General features: G+C 35.5%; 23 protein-coding genes. 3 read left to right on the plus strand and 20 right to left on the minus strand.

The annotated features are described in order from the left end of the window. The 5 genes from CER22_RS16850 to CER22_RS16870 are packed head-to-tail and all read right to left on the minus strand — an operon-like array spanning position 1 to position 3959. Positions 1-696: a DUF969 domain-containing protein gene (locus tag CER22_RS16850; RefSeq protein ID WP_142293500.1), complete on the minus strand. Its 696-nt coding sequence runs from the start codon at positions 694-696 to the stop codon at positions 1-3. Between the two features lie 22 nt (positions 697-718). Further along, positions 719-1480 (minus strand): 5-oxoprolinase subunit PxpA, encoded by a 762-nt coding sequence (gene pxpA / locus CER22_RS16855; protein WP_088609227.1) that lies wholly within the window; start codon positions 1478-1480, stop codon positions 719-721. Between the two features lie 18 nt (positions 1481-1498). Then, positions 1499-2488 carry a biotin-dependent carboxyltransferase family protein gene (locus CER22_RS16860; RefSeq protein WP_088609228.1) on the minus strand — a complete coding sequence of 330 codons (990 nt, stop codon included), beginning with the start codon at positions 2486-2488 and terminating at the stop codon, positions 1499-1501. Next, positions 2479-3192 (minus strand): 5-oxoprolinase subunit PxpB, encoded by a 714-nt coding sequence (pxpB, locus tag CER22_RS16865; RefSeq protein ID WP_088609229.1) that lies wholly within the window; start codon positions 3190-3192, stop codon positions 2479-2481. Before pxpB ends, CER22_RS16860 begins: the two co-directional genes overlap by 10 nt. 14 nt (positions 3193-3206) lie before the next feature. Then, positions 3207-3959 carry an IclR family transcriptional regulator gene (locus tag CER22_RS16870; protein ID WP_088609230.1) on the minus strand — a complete coding sequence of 251 codons (753 nt, stop codon included), beginning with the start codon at positions 3957-3959 and terminating at the stop codon, positions 3207-3209. Positions 3960-4211: 252 nt separating this feature from the next. Between CER22_RS16870 and CER22_RS16875 the strand changes: the two genes are divergently transcribed. Next, positions 4212-4625, plus strand: a complete 414-nt coding sequence (locus CER22_RS16875; RefSeq protein WP_088609231.1) for a hypothetical protein — start codon at positions 4212-4214, stop codon at positions 4623-4625. Between the two features lie 222 nt (positions 4626-4847). On the opposite strand, the gene CER22_RS16880 is transcribed toward CER22_RS16875, so the two are convergent. The 5 genes from CER22_RS16880 to CER22_RS16900 all read right to left on the minus strand — a co-directional run bounded on the left by CER22_RS16880 (position 4848) and on the right by CER22_RS16900 (position 9305). Next, positions 4848-5573 carry an alpha/beta fold hydrolase gene (locus tag CER22_RS16880; RefSeq protein ID WP_088609232.1) on the minus strand — a complete coding sequence of 242 codons (726 nt, stop codon included), beginning with the start codon at positions 5571-5573 and terminating at the stop codon, positions 4848-4850. A gap of 161 nt (positions 5574-5734) precedes the next feature. Next, positions 5735-6286 (minus strand): signal peptidase I, encoded by a 552-nt coding sequence (gene lepB / locus CER22_RS16885; RefSeq protein WP_088063882.1) that lies wholly within the window; start codon positions 6284-6286, stop codon positions 5735-5737. Between the two features lie 23 nt (positions 6287-6309). Next, positions 6310-6987: a copper homeostasis protein CutC gene (locus CER22_RS16890; RefSeq protein WP_060487274.1), complete on the minus strand. Its 678-nt coding sequence runs from the start codon at positions 6985-6987 to the stop codon at positions 6310-6312. Between the two features lie 224 nt (positions 6988-7211). Next, positions 7212-8357, minus strand: a complete 1146-nt coding sequence (locus CER22_RS16895; protein WP_088609233.1) for a stage II sporulation protein P — start codon at positions 8355-8357, stop codon at positions 7212-7214. 219 nt (positions 8358-8576) lie between these two features. Continuing rightward, entirely contained in the window at positions 8577-9305 is a 729-nt protein-coding gene (locus CER22_RS16900; protein WP_088609234.1) for an ArsR/SmtB family transcription factor, read from the minus strand. 69 nt (positions 9306-9374) lie between these two features. On the opposite strand from CER22_RS16900, the gene CER22_RS16905 reads away from it, so the two are divergent. Then, on the plus strand, positions 9375-9845 hold the full coding sequence (locus CER22_RS16905; protein WP_088609235.1) for a DinB family protein: 471 nt from the start codon (positions 9375-9377) through the stop codon (positions 9843-9845). Positions 9846-9983: 138 nt separating this feature from the next. On the opposite strand, the gene CER22_RS16910 is transcribed toward CER22_RS16905, so the two are convergent. From CER22_RS16910 to CER22_RS16950, 9 genes are all read right to left on the minus strand, one after another. Further along, positions 9984-11132 carry an acyl-CoA dehydrogenase family protein gene (locus CER22_RS16910; RefSeq protein ID WP_088609236.1) on the minus strand — a complete coding sequence of 383 codons (1149 nt, stop codon included), beginning with the start codon at positions 11130-11132 and terminating at the stop codon, positions 9984-9986. Between the two features lie 153 nt (positions 11133-11285). Then, positions 11286-11918 (minus strand): YdcF family protein, encoded by a 633-nt coding sequence (locus CER22_RS16915; protein WP_060487279.1) that lies wholly within the window; start codon positions 11916-11918, stop codon positions 11286-11288. A 329-nt stretch (positions 11919-12247) separates the two neighbouring features. Continuing rightward, positions 12248-12835: a GNAT family N-acetyltransferase gene (locus tag CER22_RS16920; protein WP_088609237.1), complete on the minus strand. Its 588-nt coding sequence runs from the start codon at positions 12833-12835 to the stop codon at positions 12248-12250. A gap of 464 nt (positions 12836-13299) precedes the next feature. Next, the gene (locus tag CER22_RS16925) at positions 13300-14628 is read right to left on the minus strand and encodes a YjiH family protein (protein WP_088063888.1); all 1329 of its coding nucleotides are present in this window, start codon (positions 14626-14628) and stop codon (positions 13300-13302) included. A gap of 113 nt (positions 14629-14741) precedes the next feature. After that, on the minus strand, positions 14742-15620 hold the full coding sequence (locus CER22_RS16930; RefSeq protein WP_088609238.1) for an aminoglycoside phosphotransferase family protein: 879 nt from the start codon (positions 15618-15620) through the stop codon (positions 14742-14744). Between the two features lie 4 nt (positions 15621-15624). Further along, positions 15625-16137: a GNAT family N-acetyltransferase gene (locus tag CER22_RS16935; protein WP_088609239.1), complete on the minus strand. Its 513-nt coding sequence runs from the start codon at positions 16135-16137 to the stop codon at positions 15625-15627. Positions 16138-16160: 23 nt separating this feature from the next. Beyond that, a complete protein-coding gene (locus tag CER22_RS16940) occupies positions 16161-16625 on the minus strand; it encodes a DUF2691 family protein (protein WP_088609240.1) in 465 nt (154 codons plus the stop codon). A gap of 234 nt (positions 16626-16859) precedes the next feature. Next, a complete protein-coding gene (locus tag CER22_RS16945; protein WP_142293501.1) occupies positions 16860-17294 on the minus strand; it encodes a ferritin-like domain-containing protein in 435 nt (144 codons plus the stop codon). A gap of 190 nt (positions 17295-17484) precedes the next feature. Continuing rightward, complete coding sequence (locus tag CER22_RS16950) at positions 17485-18666, minus strand: YhgE/Pip domain-containing protein (RefSeq protein ID WP_088609242.1); 1182 nt, start codon at positions 18664-18666, stop codon at positions 17485-17487. Positions 18667-18835: 169 nt separating this feature from the next. Between CER22_RS16950 and CER22_RS16955 the strand changes: the two genes are divergently transcribed. After that, positions 18836-19453 carry a TetR/AcrR family transcriptional regulator gene (locus CER22_RS16955; RefSeq protein ID WP_088609243.1) on the plus strand — a complete coding sequence of 206 codons (618 nt, stop codon included), beginning with the start codon at positions 18836-18838 and terminating at the stop codon, positions 19451-19453. A gap of 55 nt (positions 19454-19508) precedes the next feature. Here the strand turns inward: CER22_RS16955 and ppsA are convergent, their stop codons facing one another. After that, positions 19509-22115: a phosphoenolpyruvate synthase gene (ppsA, locus tag CER22_RS16960; protein WP_088609244.1), complete on the minus strand. Its 2607-nt coding sequence runs from the start codon at positions 22113-22115 to the stop codon at positions 19509-19511. Positions 22116-22316: the final 201 nt, after the last annotated feature.

The raw sequence follows: 22316 nt of genomic DNA on the forward strand, positions 1-22316 counted from the left end.
TTATATTGCCTCCTTCTCTTCTTTTTCTTTTGATGCCATCGTTTTCGCTATATATTTATCAAATCTTCTAAATCTGATCCAGCTTACGATAAGTGCTGATATTGCAGTTGGAATGCCCCAAAGCGCCATATCCCATACACCGACATGCATACCCACTGAATCGAAGAATCCTTTCATTAATAAAATAGCACCAGTCGCGATAAATATATCCTCTCCGAAAAACCATGCTGTATTTTCCGCAGCTGCTGCATTCGCTTTAATTTTTTCTCTTAACTTTTCAGGGAGCTTACCATATTTCCCTTGCGCAGCCCCTTCTGCCATCGGTGCAACGAGCGGTCTTACCGTTTGTGCATGACCACCAATGTTCAGCCCCAGTGCTGCTGATGATTCTCTTATCGTAAAATATGACATTAATACTCTTCCAGTTGTTGCGCCTTTTGATTTCGTTATAAGTGCTTCTGCTCTTTCTTTTAAACCGTAACGCTCTAAAATTCCGATTACCGGTAAAGTTAATATAATCGGCATAGACATATATCTATTTTCTATGAAAAATTTACCAAACATGCTAATCACATCATAAAAGCTTAACCCTGAAACCATACCCGTAACAATACCTGCTACCATAACTACTAAAAGTGTATTTAATCTAAATAAAAAGCCCACCGCAACAAGTAGTATCCCGATTAATTTAATCATTTCTAGCACTTCCCCCTATTTTTTATTTCGGTGCACAAATAGAAATACCATTAAGTTCGAATGTTCTGTATATTTTTCCCGCAAATTGGACTGCTTTCTCTCCATCACCATGTAAACAAATTGTTTGTACGTGAACCGCTACTTTCTCTCCGCTCACCGCGTTTACATACCCTTCTTTCACCATTTGAAGCACTTGCTTTATCGCTTCGTCTTCATTTTTTATGAGCGCATTTTCTTCTGTCCGGCTCGTTAATGTCCCATCTTGTTTATACGTACGATCTGCAAAAGCTTCTTGTACGAGAGTTACATTATATTTTTCCGCAGCCTGTATAAACGCCTCGCTATTTGCTAATCCGTAAAGTAATAGATTGGGATTACTATGATAAATTGCCTTCGTGATTGCATCTGCAATTTCCGGATTTGTCGCCGCCATATTATATAGGGCACCGTGCGGTTTTACATGATGCATTTTCCCGCCTGCCGCTTTCACAAAAGCATCTAATGCGCCGATTTGATATAAAACGTAATCGTATACTTCACTTGCTGAAACATTCATGTTTCTTCTTCCAAATCCAATTAAATCAGGAAAACCAGGATGTACCCCTATTGCTACGTTATGCTGCAGTGCCTTTTCGACCGTTTTCCTCATTACAGTCGGATCACCCGCATGAAAACCACAAGCAACGTTTATAGAGGAAACGAACGGAAGAATTTCATCATCATTCCCCATTTTATAAGCTCCAAAACTTTCTCCTAAATCACAGTTTAAATCGATTGTCGTCACGATGTTTCCCTCCCAATGTCAGCTTCGTAAAGCGATGAATTTCTTTAATAGATTCATATTTACTTCTTGTTCTATGTACAATTGTTCCGCTTCTTCAAGCGTAATTTTCTCAAATGAAACATAATCCCCCGGTTTTAGCTGAGCAAGAAGAGGTAAATCTACTGAAATGATATTTCCCATTCTCGGATAGCCACCTGTCGTTTGCCTATCTGCCATTAATATAATCGGCTGTCCACCGTTTGGCACTTGAATCGTTCCGAATGTAACGGGACTCGATAAAATCTCTTTTTCTTCCACTCTATTTAAAACTTCTCCTTCAACTCTATAACCCATACGGTCAGCGTAATTAGATACTTTATACTCTTTCGTAAAAAATGCCTGTATACTTTCTTCTGTAAATTGATCATATTCAAAGTTAGTTATGACACGCAGCTTAGGATACTTCTTATACTTTGGCCGTACGCTTTTGCTAATTGTCCATTTCGTTTTGTTTCGCTCATCGTTTTGTAAGTTTTGAATGCAATGACTCGCCATTTCTGTGTGCGTTCCAATTTGAAAATAATCTCCCTTTTTCAGCATTCTTCCTTCAATACCACCAATTGCAGCACGTATGTAAGTACTTTTGCTTCCCATTATGCGATCAATCTGTATACCACCTGCAAAAGTCACATACGTTCTGCAACCGCTTTTCACTTTCCCAAAACAAAGCATACTACCTTCTTCCGCTAAAATGGGACGCCATAATGGAATTCGCTTCCCATTCAGTAACGGCTCCATATTTGCTCCGCCAATCGCAAGCAAAGTCGTTTTCTTTATTAACAATTTAGGCCCCATAATTGTCATTTCGAGTCCAGCTTCATTCTCTTCATTACCGACTAACATATTGATCATCCGAAGTGCACTTTGATCCATAGCCCCGCCAACTGGTACACCGTATTGTTGATAATGAGCTCGCCCTAAATCTTGGACTGTTGTAAACATTCCTGCATGTAAAACTTCTACATCCATTCTTTAGCCCCCTCAAGTGATACGTACTCTTCCTTCGTTATTGGGATAAATCGTAAATACATACCGCTTTGAATATATGTTGGTGTTTCTTCTTCTGGATTAAATAAGGAGATTGGTGTTCGGCCAATAATATTCCATCCACCCGGTGTTTCAAGCGGATATATACCTGTTTGATTTCCGCCAATACCTACCGAACCAGGAGCAATTTGTAACCGTGGTGTTTCTTTTCTAGGTGTTTCTAGCTCTTTTGATAGCCCTCCTAAATACGGGAATCCTGGTGTAAAACCTAACATATATACAAAATATGTTGTTTCACTATGTATGCGAATGACATCCTCCGCTCGTAATCCTCTATAATGTGCGACCTCTTCTAAATCAGGTCCATATTCCCCCCCGTAGCAAACAGGTATAGAAATATGTTCCATATCCTGATTTAATTCTTCTTGATACGAATTACAAAGCTCCTGTATATACCGGCAAACGTAATGATATGATCCTTCACTTCTCCCATTTCGCTTCCATACTTCATATACATTGTAGTAGACCGCTAATGAAGTGAAAGATGGTACACACTCAACCATTCCTGTAAACGGGTGCCGTCTCAACGCTTGAAATAATCGCTGCACTTTTTCGTATGTCTCCATCCCAATTTCTTCACTAAATGTAACAATAATTGCTTGATCCCCTAACGCAGAAAATTTCATCCTACTCCCTCTTTCTATGCCAAAAAGCCGAGTTCTTTCGAAATTCGATGTGCTGTTTCTTTCACCTTCGCAATAAAATATGCAATGTTACTTTCGTTATACTCAATTACTAATCCCGAAATACTAATACCTGCTACAACCGTTCCATCGCTTGCGAAAATGGGCGCTGCTATAGCCGCTGTATGATTTTCTAACTCAGAGTAGCTAATTGTATGTCCTTCCTTTTTCGCCACTTGTAACACTTCTAGCAATTGTTTCTTATCCACAATTGTTCCATCTGCAAACTGTTTTAAATCCGTTTCCTCTACGTATTTCCGTTGCTCTTCCTTAGAGAAATACGATAGTAAAATTCTCGGACATGCACCCGCATAAAGTGGCGCTCTTCTTCCAACCGCCGTATACACGCGTACAGGCTGAGCACCTTCCATCTTTTCCACATAAATCGCGTCATTACCATCTTGAATAATTAAATTAACTGCCTGCCCTAAACTATTTCTAAGCTCTTTCATATAGGGAATCGCAATATTTCTTACGGATAATCTTTGTGAAACAAGTTGACCGAACCGTAAAAAAACGACTCCGAGGCGATATTTCCCCTTCTCGTTTTTTTGTAAAAACTCCATTTCTTCTAAGGAGCCAATTAAACGATAAACAGATGTTTTCGGCATACTCGTAAGCTGAACCATCTCTGTTAAACTTAGCTCTTCATGCTCATAAAACAACTCTAAAATATCCATTGTCTTAACTGCCGTTTTATTTATACTCATTCTATCTCCCTCTTGTTCCGAATTTCGGAACTTAAATTCCGTTTTTCGAAACAAACATATAATTTAAAATTATAAAATATTCTTTCAATTCTATCAATATTTTTTTCAAACTCATAATCCGATATATTTGTCAGTAGTTTAAAAAACGTAAATAATTAAATGCATTTGTAAATTTTCACATCAAGTTATTACATTCCCAACACGTTTCATTTATCATTATATACGAAAAACAAAATATAAGGAGTGTTTCTTTTGAAAAAGTTGCTAGTAATTCCTGCTATTATGTTATCTTTTTGTATAGGTTATAATGTAACATTTGCGACGAATGAAGATACTCATGCAACCGCTACAGTTGCCCAATATCATAAAATAGCGAACGAAGAAATTCATTTTTTCGGATCAAGTATTTCTAGCTTTAACTATTCTCACGGTGATGAATTAAGCCTTTTTGTAAAAAATATAGGCGATTCTCCTTTAAGTTACACTTTATATAACGCTAAAGGTTCTTGGATGATTGACGGAACTTTAAAACCTAGGGAACAAGCAATTAATGAATTTAATATAAATTGGAGTGATTGGCTTCCTGAAGGTGAATACAAAATAAAATTTAGAAATAATGATGGTTCTCTTTCAAAAGTTCAAGTTATAGCAAAACCTAACATTTAAATAAGTAGGACACAAAAAAGTTAAGCAACATAAAAAAGATGATTTCTGTATCCAGCAGAAGTCATCTTTTTTAAATTCCATTTAGTTTGTAAGTATACTTTTCCGCTTTTTCCATGACAAGATTATTTACAAATATTCCGTAATAGATTTAGGCTTGTACTGACCATCTTTATACATCTTTTCAACTCATGTATAATTAATGTCTGAATAATTTTTCAGTCTTTAACTTGACTTTTCTTTCAAAAACTTTAAAATTTCTTGGTTGAATTGTTGGGGATTTTTTCGTGCAAATGTATGTCCCTGTCCAGAAACTGAGACAAATGAAGCATTTGGAATTGTCTTTGCTAAGTATATGGAATGTTTGCGTTTTATAATGTCATGCTCCCCAACCAATATTAAAGTCGGGCAACTTATTTGTTTTAAATCTAATTCTGAGACACCAATATCATGGAGTAACAAACTGAGAATGGATAGTTTCTGCTGTATTTTCTTACTAAATAAGGAAGGAATGAAAACAAAACCATACAATGCATAAATAGCTGCTAACACTAAAAAACGAACTCCACTTGTTTTTGTGTTTCCTGCATTTAAAACGAGTCGATGAACGTATTCGGGATACGAAGTAGTAAACATCATTGCTAAGTTGGCTCCATCGCTAAACCCGAGAAAGTCTGCTTTCCGAATGTTTTCTAAAAGCATTATTGTTTTCAAATCATCGACCATTAGTGGGAAGTTTAAATTTTTGGAGACGTTAGTCGAACGCCCATGCCCACGGCTATCGACTAAGAATATTTGAAAATACTTTTCCAATTCAGGCACCTGCTTAGAGAAATATTTCCCGCTGCCACTATTCCCATGTAACAAAAATAGTGGAAAACCTCGTCCGCTTTTCTCGTAATAAATTTGACTACCATCTGCCATAATAGCATATTTCCTTTCTTTTTCCACAAAATCACCTACTCGTAATATATATGATCAAGGAGACAAACCTTTTCTTGCTTGCTTCTTAATAGTCTTTTATTTTCAATTGATTTATTATACAAAAAACACCCTATAAAATAGATTTTTTTCGGGTGTCTATTCTATAGGGTATTATATTTCATACTTCTTTATAACGCTCTTACTTGTTTCAACGGCCAGAAAACAGCTTGGCCTTTTCCGACAATTTCATCTTCTGAAATAAATCCGAACATTCGACCGTCTTTCGAAACTTCACGATTATCTCCTAAAACAAACACTTGGCCTTCTGGCACTTTCGTTTTTCCAGTGATTTGTTCTAACGTAAAGTCTGGAGTTAATACACGGCCTGCTGCTTTTTCTTTAAACTCTTTTAAATATGGTTCTTCCATCGCTGTTCCGTTTACATATAAAACATCGTTTTTATACTCCACTGTATCGCCTGGTAAACCAATCACTCGTTTTACTAAATCGTATCCTTCTTTTCCGTGGAAGACGATAATATCAAAGCGATCTAATCCACTTATACTATAACCAATCTTATTCACAAGAACTCGTTCGTTATTTTCTAAAGTAGGCATCATCGATTCACCTTGTACTAATGAAGGTGTAAATAAAACACCGCGAATAATAGCAATTAATACAAGAGTAAATCCTATCGTTTTAGCCCATGAGAATAATTCTTTCTTCGTATTTTCCTTCATCGTTTCTCCTCTTTCTTAACTGTTTATTGTATGATTTGAACTAATTCTTGTACTAAATTAGGATCAATTTCAGAAAAACATGATTTCCCTTCTCTAACCGCTGTACCGACATGAGCTTGCGAAATTCCAGTTTCATCTAGCAATTGCTTTATATTTTCTTTTGTCACACCAGCTCCAACTACAAGCTGAATTTGACCACCGCTTACCTTTTGCATTTCTGCAAGCACCGGAATATTCTCTACTATATTTCCTTGTCCACCTGAAGTTAAAACGTGAGTCACTTTATGAAACTTCTTTAAAGTTTTCATCGCTTCTACTGGATTCTCTATATCATCTATCGCTCGGTGATACGTTACATTTATTCCATCTACAACAGATAGTAAATTCGCTAATTTCTCTTCATCCACTTCATTTCGTTCGTTTAATACACCTAATACAACACCAGCTGCACCTAACTTCTGCGCAATGATAATATCTTCCTTCATCATTTCAATTTCTTCTTCCGTATATGTAAAAGACTTCGCATGCGGACGAATCATAACGTGAATCGGTATATGTACTGCTTCTACCGCTTTTTTAATAAATGCATAACTCGGCGTTAAACCGCCTTCTGTATAAGATGTAATTAATTCAATTCGCTTCCCGCCAGCTCGTTCAATTCGTTTCACATCTTCTAAACATGTTGCAATAACCTCTAGCATGAGATGACCTCTTTTCGTGCTTTTTTCTTATTATACAGTAGCTGAAATAAGAAACATAGCATTCTCCTATAAAACTGTAAAAAGAAGAATAAAAAGAAAGATTTTTTTATTGATTGCCTTCGTTGTTAATATTATATTCTACTAAAAAAGGAGTAACCCCTAGAACTTCTGACTAGGTGTCACTCCTTTTTATTTTACAAAAATACTAGGTTTCCCCTATACATTTAGTTATTTTTCTTAGTTACTTCATTATAATAGTGGCTAAATGCCTCTACTAATGCGTCAACTGACGCATACAATTCTTCTGGTGTATTATCTACCCCTCCCATTTCAATAAGTAATGCATTTGGAGAAAGGTCTTGATTATATACTCCGTTACCGCTTTTACGATCTTTAATAAAAATCCCTCGGCTTAAACCGTAATACTTCTCATCTAAATATGAATTTATTGCCGTTACTATTTTTTTATTTTTTTCATAGTTAGGATTTTCTCGTCCTAAAATAAAATAAAGCCGAGCATAATTCTTTCCGTTAATATTTTTTGTTGTAATATTTTTTCGTGCATCGTCTCTATGAAGGTCCATTGGAAACATAATATTTTTATCTTGTGCTAATTTATCTTGTAATATTTGACGGGATCCTTTGTAAGATTGGGCCCAATTTAAATTTTTATTTCGCAGAAAATCCCTCATATTTGTCGTATCATGTGAAACACCTATTCCTTTTTCTTCTAACTTTTGTTTTAAATAGTTTCCAACAAACGTAATATTCACTTCATTATTTGTACTGGAAGCATCATCGGGTATCGTAGCACCTGGAATGAGAGGAATAAACGCTTCCCAACTATGTGTATGATAAATAAAAACTTTATTTTCACCGTTATTTTGTGTATTTGAATTTTCACCAGTAGAATTGTTTTCTTTCCCACTCTTTGGGTGTTTAATAGCAGTACCTTTATCTTTAATGTTATCTAAAGGAATACTGGATTCTTCAGGAATGTTCGTATAATCTGTTCCTTCCCCAGCAATTAATATTTCCGAATAAAATTGATTCATATTAGGAAGTTCTCTAGTTAATAAACTTCGGAGATCATTTACATTAATGTTTGTAGAAAGTGACAGTAAAAAAGATTCCAAAGACGCTCGTCCTTTTTCTTTATGAAATTCTTCTGCAAAATAACGATTTTCACTTCCTATCATATACATAAGACCTTTAGTAGAATTCGTTCCTAACAACTGATTCATATAAAATGATTTAAATACGCTGGAATTACTAGAAATGAAGAATGAAGTGAGGATACATATAATAGTGAATAAAATACATATCACTACATATCTTACATTTAATACTTTCAGTTTAATTTTATTCATTTTATATCTCCCTTCATTTACTATATTCTTACGCTTAATTTTCAATGAATATGATTAATAATTTAATGGAACTGCCTCAAACTACTATGTTTTCATTTAACCTCTTTCCGTAAAGCAAATGAGGTTAAAGTTGCCATATGCAAATATCATCAAAGATTTTAAAACAAATCAAATAACCTGAGTCTATATAAATATAGAACTCAGGTTATTTAATACTGTTTACTCGATAGGAGGCACTGCATTTTGATGGACTTTTTTATTTTCCATGTCAATGCCTAATTGGCCTTTCAATAACTTCATACCTTTTTTTGTAAGATGGACGGCTCTATTCTTATCCGTTTTTGTAATCCATTCCTGTTCAAAAAATAGTTTTGCTATCGCAGATCCTAACCAACCAGAAATATGGTAGCGTCGTTCACTCCAATCAAGACAAGGTTTTGCAAATACCCTTCTCTTTATATCTGCCGTTTCAATATTTATTCCAAAATTCAGAAACCATTGCTTACCTTGTTCCGTTACAATGTATTCTCCTTCCTTTAAAATTATAAATTCCCTATGTAGTAATTTTTCAGTTATCTCTACACCGAGTCTGCCTGCAAGATGATCATAGCAAGTTCGAGCATAACGAATTTGTTTTAGTTGATCCGATTGTTTTAAAGACCGAACTTGGACTGTTGGTGCGATTGTTCCTAACTTTTCAAGAACTTCTGCTACCTCTTGATTAGCAAGTCGATAGTAACGATGTCTACCATGTTGTTCAACTGTAAGTAGATTCCCCTCTACTAATTTAGAAAGATGAGAACTAATCGTTGGATGTGACACCTTTGCCATATAAGCCAATTCGCTAGCAGGTAGTGCCTGATTATTCATTAGACAATCTAAGATAATTGCTCTTGTAGGTTCAGCAATTAGTTTAGCTATATATGAGATATTCGGATATACATTCATATTTCGATGATACCCTAACTATTAAACTGATACAATTATTTTAAGTTTAATAGTAAAGGAGAATGTATTATGAATGCAATTGATCTTAGTATATTAAATTTGAAAGAAACGAGAAGGCGCTCAGAAACATTATGGAATTCTCTTCCCGATAATTTTCTTAATTGGAAGCCTGATCATGAAGCTATGTCCTTTGGTGAGATGATTCGTCATGTATGGAGCTCAACTTTTTATTATCATATGATTTTAAAAAACAACGGCTCAATAAATGATATACATTTCCCGTATGATGACGAGCCAATTACTTGTGTAAAAAAAGAAATTGAATTGGCACAAGTATACTTTACTGACTTCATAGAATATGTACAATCAATAAGCATAGCCGAGCTAGATTCAACCCTTATTGATCGAAGCTATGTTGGCTATCAAAGATATTTAGGCGACATGCTATTACGAATTGCCTATCATGATGCGGTCCATGCTGGTCAATTTTTACAATATTTACGAATGATAAACTTGGAAAGACCTTTAATATGGGATTAGATACGACAAATGTTTACAACGCTTCGTTTTAAACTAGTATATTAAACACATAAAAAGCACGTGTTTGATTACTACTCAAACACGTGCTTTCAAAACAACTATATTACTCATAAACAATAAAATACAAGTTTAAAATTACTACGACCGAAACACCGCATCCGCCAGCATAGATAGTGTTGCATCATCCATCGGCGGATTGTGCAATCCTGCTCTGACGTTTAAATAGTAACGATGAAGCGGATTTTTTTCTGATAAACTTTTTGCTCCTACGATGCGCATTGCTTTATCTACAATAGATATTGCCGCATTTGTTACAGCATATTTCACTGCTGCTAGTTCGGCTTGCAATGATAGTTTATCCTCTGCCTCATCGTACTTTTTCGCAATTTGATATAAAAAGACGCGAGCTTGCATAAGCTCAAGTTCTAATTCTCCAACTAATCTTCTAACATTCGGCAATAAACTAATAGAATGATTTAAACTATTTGGCTTGTATGATCCCGCAAACTGAACTGCATAATTTCTTGCTGATTGTGCAATTCCTAAATAACATGCTGGTATATGTAGCAACCAGCCAATACCCTTTTGTTTCACTTTCCCGCCCTTTACATCTGTAAAAAAGCGATTTTCTATCTCTACATTTTGTAAGACAAGGTCATGACTAGCAGTCCCTCGCATCGCAACGCTATCCCACGTTTCTTCAATGGATACACCGAGCGTATTTCTCGGAATGACAAACTCTCCAACTTCTTCTCGACCTTCAATACTCGCTGAAATAATAAAATAATCAAGTATTGGCGCCATCGTTGTAAAAGTTTTTCTTCCATTTATAATCCACTTCTCGCCTTGTTGAACCGCTATTGTTTCTGGCTTACCACCACGCGTCGGACTCCCTGTTTTTGGTTCTGTTGCTGCCCGATTAAAGAGTGCACCGTTACGTACTTCTTCGCAAAACCATTTGAACATCTCATCATTCCAAGAGTGATTTTCCGCTAGCTCTTTCACAATGCCAATATGCCAGCCAATCGATAACGCAGTAGCTCCGCAGCCTTCCGCGATTTTCTCTTGAAATAAAACAAAGTCATATAAAGAAATCGCACTACCACCAAATTCCTTCGGTAACGTTAATTTCGTATATCCGATATCTTTCAAATCACTTATATTTTCATACGGAAATGATCCTAATTCACTTAGTTGATGCTCTCTTTCCATGAACTTCGGAATCAATTTATTTATTTGTTCAATAATGAAAGATTGTTCTTCTGTTTCAACAAATGAGAGTGCCATACTATAATCTCCTTTATGTTCGATTCATCAACCGCTCACTTTTTCATTATGATTATATGAAGCTACCTCTCTATTGTTTCACTATTCCGATAAAAATACAATGTTTTTGACCAATAAGAAAAGTTCCCATTTAAAATAGGTTCTTTTCTTATATTAGTCTCCCTTCAATGCCTTTAACGGCAAAGAGGTTACATATCCAATGTACGAGAATAATTCTTTAAAGAAGAATGGTATTTCTGTGTCTAACGTTTTATATGCTGATGTCGGCGTTGGTGAAGCATACGCTTCAATATTAATATGTTTTGCGATTCTCATTGCGCGTTTCATATGAAGTGGATCACTTACAATCGTGTATGTGCGTATTCCGTTCTCTATTCCAACTTCCTTCGCATTCTTTAAGTTTTCTTCTGTGAAAAGGGATTTTGTTTCAATTAAAATATCTTCCTCTTTTACACCTTGTTTCATTGCATATACTCTTGCAGTACGCGCTTCCTCAAGTTCTGCCTCGAACTTTGTACCACCCGTAAAAATAATCTTTTTAATGTTTCCGTTCTTATATAAAGAAATCGCATGATTAATTCTTTCTTTAAATACAGGGGATGGTTTTCCATTCCAAGAAGCCGCTCCTAGTACGATACCAGCATCCGTTTTCATACTATCATCTGTTTTAAAACGATAGCTCCAAATATCGTAAGCTGCATAACTTACATATAAAATAGCAGAACAAATCATTAGTAAAAATACTTGAAAGATTCGTCTTTTCTTACTTTTCTTATTTTCTTTCATTTGTAATTGCCTCCGTACATCATCCATACTTCTATAAAAAACATTTATATCAAATCGTTTTGTTTGAGTTTATTTAAAAGAAGGAACTTTACTTGTTATTTATATATAAAAGGGTTTTCATTTAAAATTGAGGATTATCAATTCATTTTCATTTGCGGTTTTCATTACATGTTTTAAATTCATAAGTTTATTACCATACAACTACATTGTAACGAATTTTTTCTCAGAAGGGAACGATGAAACAAAAGTAATTAAAATAAAGTAGCATTTTGTAAGAAAAAAGGTATATTTTTCATGTATTACGAACAATATACCTTTCAAAACACGAATTATAACTTTTCTTTATACAATTCTAATTTTTCCAATAAGCGAGCTTTCACTATTGGCCATTCGCTTGCAATAATACTATACACAACTGCATCTCTCACATGACCACTTGGTAATTTTCTTTCATTTCTAAGCACACCTTCTTTAACTGCTCCTAAACGTTCAATTGCTCGTTGTGCTTTTTCATTTCTTGCATCCGTCTTAATTTGTACTCTCAGCATATGCAATTTTTCAAAAGCATAGTGAAGAAGCATATACTTACACTCTGTATTTATACTCGTACGTTGCACACTTGGATGATACCAAGTCTGCCCTAACTCTACTGTTTTATCTTCTACTGAAATATTATATAAACGTGTACTTCCTACAATCGTATTCGTCTGTTGATCCACTACAACAAAAGGTATTTGAGTACCATTTCTATAACCCTGTATCGCTTTTTGCACATATTGCTGCATGTCTTGCGCAGTATCCATTTTAGAGATTAAATACGCCCAAATACCCCGATTTCCTTCTACAATCGAAAACAAAGTTTCGACATCATCACTATCTATTATCCGTAACTTTGCTCTTTCGTGAATTATTTCCATTTGAAAGCCCCCTTTGTTGTTACTATATCATATGAAAAGAAAACGTTTTATAAGAATAATAGAATATATTTAAAACAATTCCTTTTTAAATATATTCTTCTCGTATAAGGCGGGCAAGCTCATCACTAACCTTTAAAAAGGAAAATTTTGATAATTCCCAATAAATGCTATATAATGATAAATGGGTGGGGATGAAAATGCTAGATCAAATTACTTGGGGAACACCAGGCAGCTTATTATGCTTAGGTTTCTTTTTTGCAGGACTAGGAATCTTCTTAAGAAGCATGACGTCATATTCAAAAAATAAATAAAAACATCAAAAAACAGAAAATAGTATATTTTCACATTTTAGGATATTTGATTTTCTTAGCATGATAGTGATGTGGGAATACCCCGATTTTAAACAAAAGAAGCCTTCCTTTTACAGAAGGCTTCTTTTGTTAGAGATTTATCTTTTTAAAACTTTAAAGTAACAAATAAGCAATCGGCGTAATAATAAGTAACGTTAATATCGTTCTTTGTACATAGAGAATAATAAGTTCCGATACTTTTAACGGAATGTCTGTCGATAAAATACAAGGAATGGAAGCTGAGAAGAACAATATAGATGATACCGAAACAACCGCAATGACAAACTTTGTCACAAGTGGTGCACTTACAACTAAAAGAGAAGGTAAAAACATTTCCGCAATACCAACGGATGCCGCTTTAGCAGCTAGTTCTGCTTCTGGTAATTGTAATAGCCATGTAAATGGATAGAAAATATAACTGATCCAATCAAATATTGGCGTGAATTTCGCTAAGACGATACCAATTAATCCTACTGACATAATGGATGGTAAAATTCCCATTGTCATAATAAATCCATCTTTTAAATTCACTGCGATATTTTTCATAATACTCGGTGCAGACTTTGATACTTCTAACGCATCTTCCCAAGCACGTTCTAACATTTTCTCTTTATAAACAGGTTCTGGAAACCCTTCTTCCGTTACATATGTATCTGGTTTTCTACTAAGTGGTGGGATTCTTACGGTGATAGCAGTTACGATAAATGTTACAACGAGAGTAGTCCAAAAATAAACATTCCATAAATGCATAATGTCTAATGTTTTTGCGATGATGATCATAAATGTTGCGGATACTGTAGAAAAACCTGTAGCGATAATAGCTGCTTCTTTTGTCGTATACTTCCCTTCTTTATACACGCGATTCGTAATTAATAAAGCCAACGAATAACTCCCCACAAAGGATGCAACCGCATCAATTGCTGATCGTCCAGGTGTTTTCCATAACGGTCTCATAATCGGACGACAAAACGTACCGATAAATTCTAGTAATCCGTACCCGACTAATAACGCTAAAAAAGCCGAACCAATTGGCACGAGTAAACTTACCGATATTACTAGTTTTTCATACAAAAACGGCCCTACATCTGGTGCAAAGAACCAAGCTGGTCCTACTTTCAAGCAATATAATACACCAAAGACAACACCAACTACTTTTAAACTAGAAAAACAAATGTCTACGATAGATGCATTCCATTTTTTTGTATAAAACGGATAAATTGCACCCATTATCATAACGAGTAGTGCGTAATAAGGTACGACGCTCGGAACCGAAGTCCTGATCCATGATACGATATGATCAATCATAATGGACGAAGCACCATTTATCGTAACTGGTACGAAAAACATAAACACCCCAACTAGACTAGCGAGTATAAACCGAAGAATGATCCTCTTCTCACTCCCTGTCTTAATTACATTCCTTTTTAATTCAATTTCACTCAAAATTCGACACCTCCTATTATCTAAATATTCTGTATAATAACGTTACATTCCTTCTTTCGATTTCTAATATTTAATCATATGAAAAAGCCTATTAAAAAAATAGGCTTTTTCTACTACCTCTCATAATCATCCACAATAACTTGAATAACACGATACGATTCTTCTGCCACTATTTTATTACTAGTCTTATTCGCATCATATGTAATTAACGCCTTCCAAAGTGCCCATCCTCTCGCTCTATTCCACGTTTCTTCATCTATGCACAATACTCCTTTAAATACGTTTCTGCTACTTTTATCAAAAAATGTCCATGCCATCGCTGCATCACAAGAAGGATCTCCTACTCCTAAGATCCCAAAATCAATTACGGCGCAAAGCTTTCCGTCCTTAACGAGTAAATTTCCTGGTGCAACATCTCCATGAACCCAAACTGGTTTACGCTTCCATGTTGACTGAAGTGCTAAATCCCAAAGATGCTTTAATACTGTTTCATCAAAAACGTCCTTATTATTCTCGATAGCACCTCTCGCTTCTTCATCATATACAGATATAAGCCCGCCTCGGTAAAAATTATGTGCTCCAGCTATCGGTCCATTACTCGCATCAATGGATTGCAATTCTACTAAAAATGCACCTAAGTCCGCCGCAAATTCATTTAAGTCACGAATATTTTGTTTCGTAACTGTTTCGCCCTCTATCCATTTATTAATAGACCAAGGCCATGGATACGATTCAGACGGATTACCTTTCGCAACTGGTGTAGAAATCAGTAAAGAAAGCTCCTTACTTAATATCGGTAACCACTTATTTTCTTTCTCTACTTGTGGTGCATATGCCGCATCACTTGGCAACCTTACACTCATCTCATCCCCTAAGTGAAACGTTCTATTATCATGCCCACTAAACTTTACAGGTCTCACTTCTAAATGTGCCAATTTAGGAAACTGTTCTCCTATCAACCTTTTAACTAAATCAGTAGGAATTTGATTCATCCACTTATCCCCTCCTCTTTTGAAACTTACTAAGTCCTTCTGTACTCCCAACATATTCAAAACCATTTCTCTTATAAAAATCATTCAACGTACGATTATGTCCCACACAATCTAGCTTCAAAAACTCTTTGTCACAGTGCACATTCTCGTCTATCCATTGTAAAATCCACTCTCCGATTCCATTCCCCTTATACTTTCGTTTCACTGCAAATCTATGAATATATAAAGAATCGGAAACATTCTCTTTACCAAAAATACGCTCGTCCCATTCATTTTGTTTAGGAGATACTGTAACTGTACCGATTATTTCATCTTCTTTCATAACCACATATGTATATTTCTCTCTTATCCCTTCTAGTATTTCAGCCGTAGCCTCTCCACCTAACAGATACTGCCATTGATCTACTTCTTTATGTTGTAACCACTCTGCTACTTCTCTTAATAGAGTAATAATGCTATCGCTTTCCTCTTCAATAGCAGTTCGAATTGTATATTCTTTAACTGTATTTCTCTCCATATTGCCGTTCCCCTTTCAAATGACTACCCTACTGATAATCGCGTTCTACCGTCATTTTCGTCGGTAACGTATTCAACATAATAACCTTGATTCCTTGCGTTTTCATACATCAATTCAATCTGTTTTTGATCTTTAGCGTAAATTGTGACGTATGTACAATCCGCAACTAGTAAAACTAATTCACACTTACTCTCTTTAAATTCTTCATATGTTTCAATATCTACTACTTCCTCTCCTTTTGAATACGCTTTTAAATCTGCAAAAATAACATAATATATATTGTCTTTAAATAATATTTTCAAATCTGATCCTTCCACTATACTTGGTTCTTCTGGAAATAATGCCTCATCCAATCCACCACGTGCTATTAAGTATGACTCCTCACTCCCTACCCACCAATCATATGAAGAAATATCAATTGGCTTTAACACTTTCCAAAGTAAATTATCATATTCATTTGGAATATCTACTGTAATTCCTCTTTTCATTTATTTGCTCCTAGCTTATTTATTTTCGTTTTCATTTCATACATTATATACCAAATTCAATTACCATATTTTGTCGATATCTATGTAACTTGTATTTCACCGCGAAAAAAAACCGTCCCACTACTTATGAAACGGTTTCTTTATGCTTATATTTAAGTTTTTCATGCAATTGTTGCACTGCGCTTTAAAATAAATTCTAATATATTCATCACATCAGCCATTTATTCTTAATGCTCACTTCGTCTTCACAAAATAATATAAAAACCACACCGCATGATTTTGTTCATCGGCAGCTATTCTGCGCAATAACTCTTTCATATGTGCATCCGATGCTTCATCTGAAATTTCCAAGTAAAAATCTACTGTCTTCTGTTCATCTTGTATTGCGAATTCTAATCCTTGTAAGTACGTATTTGGACATTCTTCTGTAATTTGTGGTTTAGGCTGCTGACCAGTTAAATTTGTATAGATCTGTACAAAATGATGGAAATGCTTTATTTCATCGTTACGAATTTCAAGAATTTGATTTCGTTCCGCTGCATTTGGAGCCATGTTGGCTAATTTCGCATAGCAATTTATAGCACTAAACTCTCCATTAATTGCTTTCTCAATATCACGAATCAACTTATCATTTTGCCTATACCAATCATAATCATTCGAATTATACATCATATCCCCTCCATTATTTCACATAACATTTTATGCAATTTGAAATAGCAGGAGCATGTATACAAAAAGGAACTGCAAATCCGAACTCTTCTATTCCCTTTAAAATATAGAAAAACCTATCCTTCTTGATTTCCCGATAAGTTAATAAAAAGCAAAAAACGCTTCACTCCTAGTGAAACGTTTTTTGCTTTTATGCGTTTAATTCCGTTTTTTGTTCCTTTACTACACTACGTTTGAAAGCTGTCGCTAAAATAATAACCATACTTACTACGCCAATCCAAACGAGCACAGTAAGGGGTGTACTCCAGCTTAACCCTTTTCCAAAGAAGAATATTTCTCTAAGTCCTTCAATCATAAATCGCATTGGCAACCATGCGTACACCCAGTCTTTGTAAAATGGCGACAACATTTCAGGTGCTAACGATAATAACGGTGCTCCGAAGAATAGTAAGAGAGCAAATAAACCGATTCCTTTTAGTCCAACTAATGAAAGTACCGCTGATATCATTAAGAAGAAGCTAAAGGACGTAATTGATAAAAACAGTGCCGTATCCGTGAAATTCGAAATATTTAAACCTACCATACCATCCGCGATCCATGTGAGGCCAAATCCAATTACAAGTGCCACGACAGCCCCTGTTATTATTTGTTTTAGTTTTAATACGAAGTTTTCTTTTCTTGTACCTACTCGCATTTTACTTATCGCAATAAAAATAATTGCTGCGCTCGCTAAACTTGCAATCCATAACGGCTGGAATAAAGACATTGGCGAGTTACCGTTCGCACTATTTTTGCCGATTTCATTCACATTTGTCACTTTCTTTGCAATAGGTGTTATTACATTTGAAACTTGGTCTGCTGTTAATGTAGCTCCTTTTGCTTTCAATCCTTCTAATAGTTGTGTACGAACAGTATTGTTCATATTATCAATGATCACATTTAACATTTGCCCCGCCATAGTTGAAGCTGCTGTATTCATTCCTTGATTTATGAATATTTCTACCTCTGGCGAAGATGGCTGTGGTGTTCGTAATGATGCTTGTTTTGCGCTAAAGTCTTTCGGAATAACTAATGCTGCGTAATACTCTTGATTATTTAAACCTTTTTGAACTGCTTCTTTATTTTTCACTTCTACCCACTTCACCGCAGGTTCTTCCTCTGATTTTGATGTCTTTTTCATATTATCAACAATCGTTTGTCCCATATTCATCTTCGGTTGATTCGGAATTTCTACTCCTTGATCCTCATTTACAATTGCGATTGGCAAGTTTTTCGGCTGAGGTTGAACGGTTGGAAATAAAGTTAATAAAAAAATAAAAACAACAAGTAGTGCAATAACCGGTGATACATATAAAAGTTTATTTTTAAACATTTCTTTTCTCCTCCTTACATTTGATTTATAATAAACAACAACGTGTTGTTTATTTATATTTGAATTATATGTTCGAGTTGAACCTTATACAATAATCAAAAATCGTGAATGTGTCGGTTATAAGACACATTCACGAAAAGTGTTGAGAAAAATTAAGGAGGGACATGCTTTGCGCAATAGTAATTTAGATTTACGTGTTATTCGTACGAAAACTGCCATACGAAACGCATTGGTTGAGTTAATTGAGGAAAAAGGTTTTGACGCCATTACAGTGAAAGATATTACAACGAAAGCAAACATTAATCGCGGTACTTTCTATGCGCATTATCAAGATAAATTTGATTTAATGACGAAATGCCAAGAAGAAATTATGTATAAATTTTCTAGCATTGCCAAACAGAGATTACCTGAAGTGATTGCTGATCTTGGGTCAAATCCTTCCCCAACAATGCCGTTTATACTTATCACTTCTATTCTTGAATTTCTAAATGAAAATAGTGATTTTATGAAAGCTGTATTAAGTCCAAAAGGAGATTTATCTTTCCAAACAAAACTGAAAGACTTTATGTGGAAAACAATATTTGAAGATACGAATGGCGCTCTCATTAATAAGGAGAATTTACTTGTCCCAAGCCAATACTTAGCTTCTTATATGGCATCTGCTCATATAGGTGTTATTCAGCAGTGGTTAACTACCGGGCAAAAAGAAACACCTGAGGAAATTGCTCGCATTTTATCAACAATCGCAGTTCATGGGCCTTTTTATGCAGCTGGCTTAAAAAAATAAGTCAGCTATATAATAAAAGATCATCCACTATAATAGCGGATGATCTTTTATTTCATTACAACACTTCAATATACCCTTCAGTCCCATGTACCCGAATTCGTTGCCCATCTTTTATTCGTTTCGTAGCATTCTCTACCCCGACAACTGCTGGTAATCCATATTCACGTGCAATCACTGCCCCGTGAGTCATAAGTCCGCCAACTTCAGTGACTAACCCTTTTATAGACACAAACAATGGTGTCCAGCCAGGGTCAGTAAAAGCAGTAACTAATATATCTCCTTCTTCTAAATTCGCTTCTTCCATGTTTAAAATAACGCGAGCTCTTCCCTCAATCACGCCTGAAGAAACAGGCAGGCCTACAATCGCATCAGCTGGGAGGTTTTCTCGTTTATATTTGCCTGTAATGATTTCTCCATCAGACGTCATGATACGAGGAGGCGTTAGTTTTTCATATGATTTGTAATCATTTTTTTGTTTTTGTATCAGCTCGTAATCTAGTTTATTCGTGCGAACAACTTCGTGAAGTTCTTCGAAAGTTAAATAGTATATATCATCGACCTCACGAATGACGCCGCTCTGCACAAGTTGCTCAACTTCTTTCAATAATGCCTGCTTATATATGAAATAACGATTAATCATGCCGTATTTTGGATATTCACGATAACCGATAAAATTACGGATATTACGAACCATCCGCTTCATCTCTTCTACTTTTTGCTTTCCGTTCGGCAAGTGCTGCAATCGATTTACTAACTCTTCTTCTTTTTTCAAAGCTTCTTGCAGCCCTTCTTCAAACTTCCGTTTACTAGCACCCGCTTCAAAGTCTCTTATATTATTTAAAATCATCGGGATAATTGTAGTTGGCTTTTCACTCCAGCGTGTTTTCGTAATGTCAATTTCTCCACTACATCTCATTCCGTATTTATTTAGAAAAGTTAGAATGGCATCTCGGGCTTCTTCTCCACCTTTAAACTGAACTATTTCATCTAAAAATTTATCGTTTTCTACATGTTGTAAATACGTAATAACTTCTTGGTACGGCCGAATCACATCAGCAACGTCCAGTAATGCTAGCCCCATTTCAGACGTAATATTGTTTTGTACCGATTGAGAAAGTGTGTCTGCTGCATTCTTTTCGCCTAGCCAGTGCTCCATCTTTTCATTCATCCATGTTGAAGCATTCATACCAGCCATAATGACAGCGATACTTTGCGGATTAAATAATACTTTCTTTAATTGCTGGATGTCTTCCAAAATAAAATTAAGTACATCCACCCCTGATTTCATGTGCATGTTTCGTTTTAACTCTTCGATTGATGCTTCACTATTCTGTATTAAATTCGTAACGATTGCCGGATCATTTTCGATTTCTGGTTGCGAATTTGCAGGTTGCTTACTTTTACTAACACTCTTTTCTTTTTCATCATCCGGCAACAATGTAATAAAATTATCTCGCTCGATTATAGTTGTTAATGCATCTCTTACGAGTGGATCTGATTTTCCTAAAGTGTTTATTAAATAATCTCTGCTAGCAGGTGAAGCTAATTGTTGCGTAGCATCCACAAACAGCCGTCCTCCCGCTTTACGCATAGGAGCGTTAGTCGTTAACAGGAAAAAAGATAACCCAAGCGGTTTCATCGCATCGGTCATCATTTGTTGATGGCCAACTGATATATACACATGATTTCCCCCGTCATTTTCTTCAGGAATTGGATATAAAGTCGTAATGGGGCGACTTTGGACAATATAAAATGTATCATCCACTAAACACCATTCAATATCTTGCGGACAACCAAAATAAGCTTCAATCTGTCTTCCAATCTGTGCTAGTTGTAAAATTTGTTGTTCAGACAATGTTTGAATTTTTTGCTGAGCCGGATCAATCTGTTTCGTCTCCGTTCCGCCCTCTTTTAAAGCATAAATAGCTAATTTTTTAGTTGCTATCATCTTTCCGGTAATTTCGCCTTCTTTTACTTTATAATTATCGGCAGAGACCAGTCCTGATACTAATGCCTCACCAAGTCCAAAACTGGCATCAATTGATACTACCTTTCGGTTAGAAGTAACCGGATCAGCAGTAAATAAAATTCCCGAAGCCTCAGGGAAAACCATTTTTTGAACGACAACACATATAGAAACTTGATTATGTTCAAAATCATTTTGCATGCGGTACATAACTGCTCGCTCTGTAAATAAAGAAGCCCAGCACTTTCTTACATGCTGCAAAATCGCTTCTTTACCGATAATATTTAAATACGTATCTTGTTGACCAGCAAATGAGGCATACGGTAAATCTTCAGCCGTAGCACTAGAACGCACGGCATAAGCATGTTCGTTTCCAAAACGTGAGAGATATTGAGCTACCGCTTCCACTACTTCAGAAGGGATTTCTACTGCCATAATGACTTCTCTAATCTTCTTACTAATTCCACCAATTTGGGCTCGCTCTTCCATTTTCAACTTTGTTAGCTGCTGCAACAAAGTTTGAAGCTCGTCATTTTGCTCGATGGCCTTTTCATATCCTACCGTTGTAACACAAAATCCTTCTGGCACTTGTATCCCTTGAACGCTTGATAACTCCCCTAAATTCAATCCTTTTCCACCAACGAGTGCAAGCTGCGTGTTTTCTATTTCCTGAAAATCGAGAACGAAAGAACTCATTTACCATCTCTCCTTACTATGCATGTGTTCTTGATTGTAGCAGTAGTAAATACGAATAAACAGTCTATTTCGAATTTGATTTACATGATATAATTAAGTTAGGAAGAGATATTCCCCCCTCTAATTCACTTCAACTACATCACCAAACTTAAACATTCTTTGATTACGAAAAGCATCGGTACAAGTAATCGTCTTATTTAA

This window comes from Bacillus sp. K2I17 (genome assembly GCF_002209985.1).
Taxonomy (GTDB): Bacteria; Bacillota; Bacilli; order Bacillales; family Bacillaceae_G; genus Bacillus_A; species Bacillus_A wiedmannii.

What these genes read in the sequence shown, in the direction of transcription:
- CER22_RS16850 (WP_142293500.1), bottom strand. Translation starts at nt 696, where the DNA reads ATGATTAAATTAATCGGGATACTACTTGTTGCGGTGGGCTTTTTATTT.
- CER22_RS16860 (WP_088609228.1), bottom strand. Translation starts at nt 2,488, where the DNA reads ATGGATGTAGAAGTTTTACATGCAGGAATGTTTACAACAGTCCAAGAT.
- pxpB (WP_088609229.1), bottom strand. Translation starts at nt 3,192, where the DNA reads ATGAAATTTTCTGCGTTAGGGGATCAAGCAATTATTGTTACATTTAGT.
- CER22_RS16870 (WP_088609230.1), bottom strand. Translation starts at nt 3,959, where the DNA reads ATGAGTATAAATAAAACGGCAGTTAAGACAATGGATATTTTAGAGTTG.
- lepB (WP_088063882.1), bottom strand. Translation starts at nt 6,286, where the DNA reads ATGAAGGAAAATACGAAGAAAGAATTATTCTCATGGGCTAAAACGATA.
- CER22_RS16890 (WP_060487274.1), bottom strand. Translation starts at nt 6,987, where the DNA reads ATGCTAGAGGTTATTGCAACATGTTTAGAAGATGTGAAACGAATTGAA.
- CER22_RS16895 (WP_088609233.1), bottom strand. Translation starts at nt 8,357, where the DNA reads ATGAATAAAATTAAACTGAAAGTATTAAATGTAAGATATGTAGTGATA.
- CER22_RS16900 (WP_088609234.1), bottom strand. Translation starts at nt 9,305, where the DNA reads ATGAATGTATATCCGAATATCTCATATATAGCTAAACTAATTGCTGAA.
- CER22_RS16905 (WP_088609235.1), top strand. Translation starts at nt 9,375, where the DNA reads ATGAATGCAATTGATCTTAGTATATTAAATTTGAAAGAAACGAGAAGG.
- CER22_RS16910 (WP_088609236.1), bottom strand. Translation starts at nt 11,132, where the DNA reads ATGGCACTCTCATTTGTTGAAACAGAAGAACAATCTTTCATTATTGAA.
- CER22_RS16915 (WP_060487279.1), bottom strand. Translation starts at nt 11,918, where the DNA reads ATGAAAGAAAATAAGAAAAGTAAGAAAAGACGAATCTTTCAAGTATTT.
- CER22_RS16920 (WP_088609237.1), bottom strand. Translation starts at nt 12,835, where the DNA reads ATGGAAATAATTCACGAAAGAGCAAAGTTACGGATAATAGATAGTGAT.
- CER22_RS16930 (WP_088609238.1), bottom strand. Translation starts at nt 15,620, where the DNA reads ATGAATCAAATTCCTACTGATTTAGTTAAAAGGTTGATAGGAGAACAG.
- CER22_RS16935 (WP_088609239.1), bottom strand. Translation starts at nt 16,137, where the DNA reads ATGGAGAGAAATACAGTTAAAGAATATACAATTCGAACTGCTATTGAA.
- CER22_RS16940 (WP_088609240.1), bottom strand. Translation starts at nt 16,625, where the DNA reads ATGAAAAGAGGAATTACAGTAGATATTCCAAATGAATATGATAATTTA.
- CER22_RS16945 (WP_142293501.1), bottom strand. Translation starts at nt 17,294, where the DNA reads ATGTATAATTCGAATGATTATGATTGGTATAGGCAAAATGATAAGTTG.
- CER22_RS16950 (WP_088609242.1), bottom strand. Translation starts at nt 18,666, where the DNA reads ATGTTTAAAAATAAACTTTTATATGTATCACCGGTTATTGCACTACTT.
- ppsA (WP_088609244.1), bottom strand. Translation starts at nt 22,115, where the DNA reads ATGAGTTCTTTCGTTCTCGATTTTCAGGAAATAGAAAACACGCAGCTT.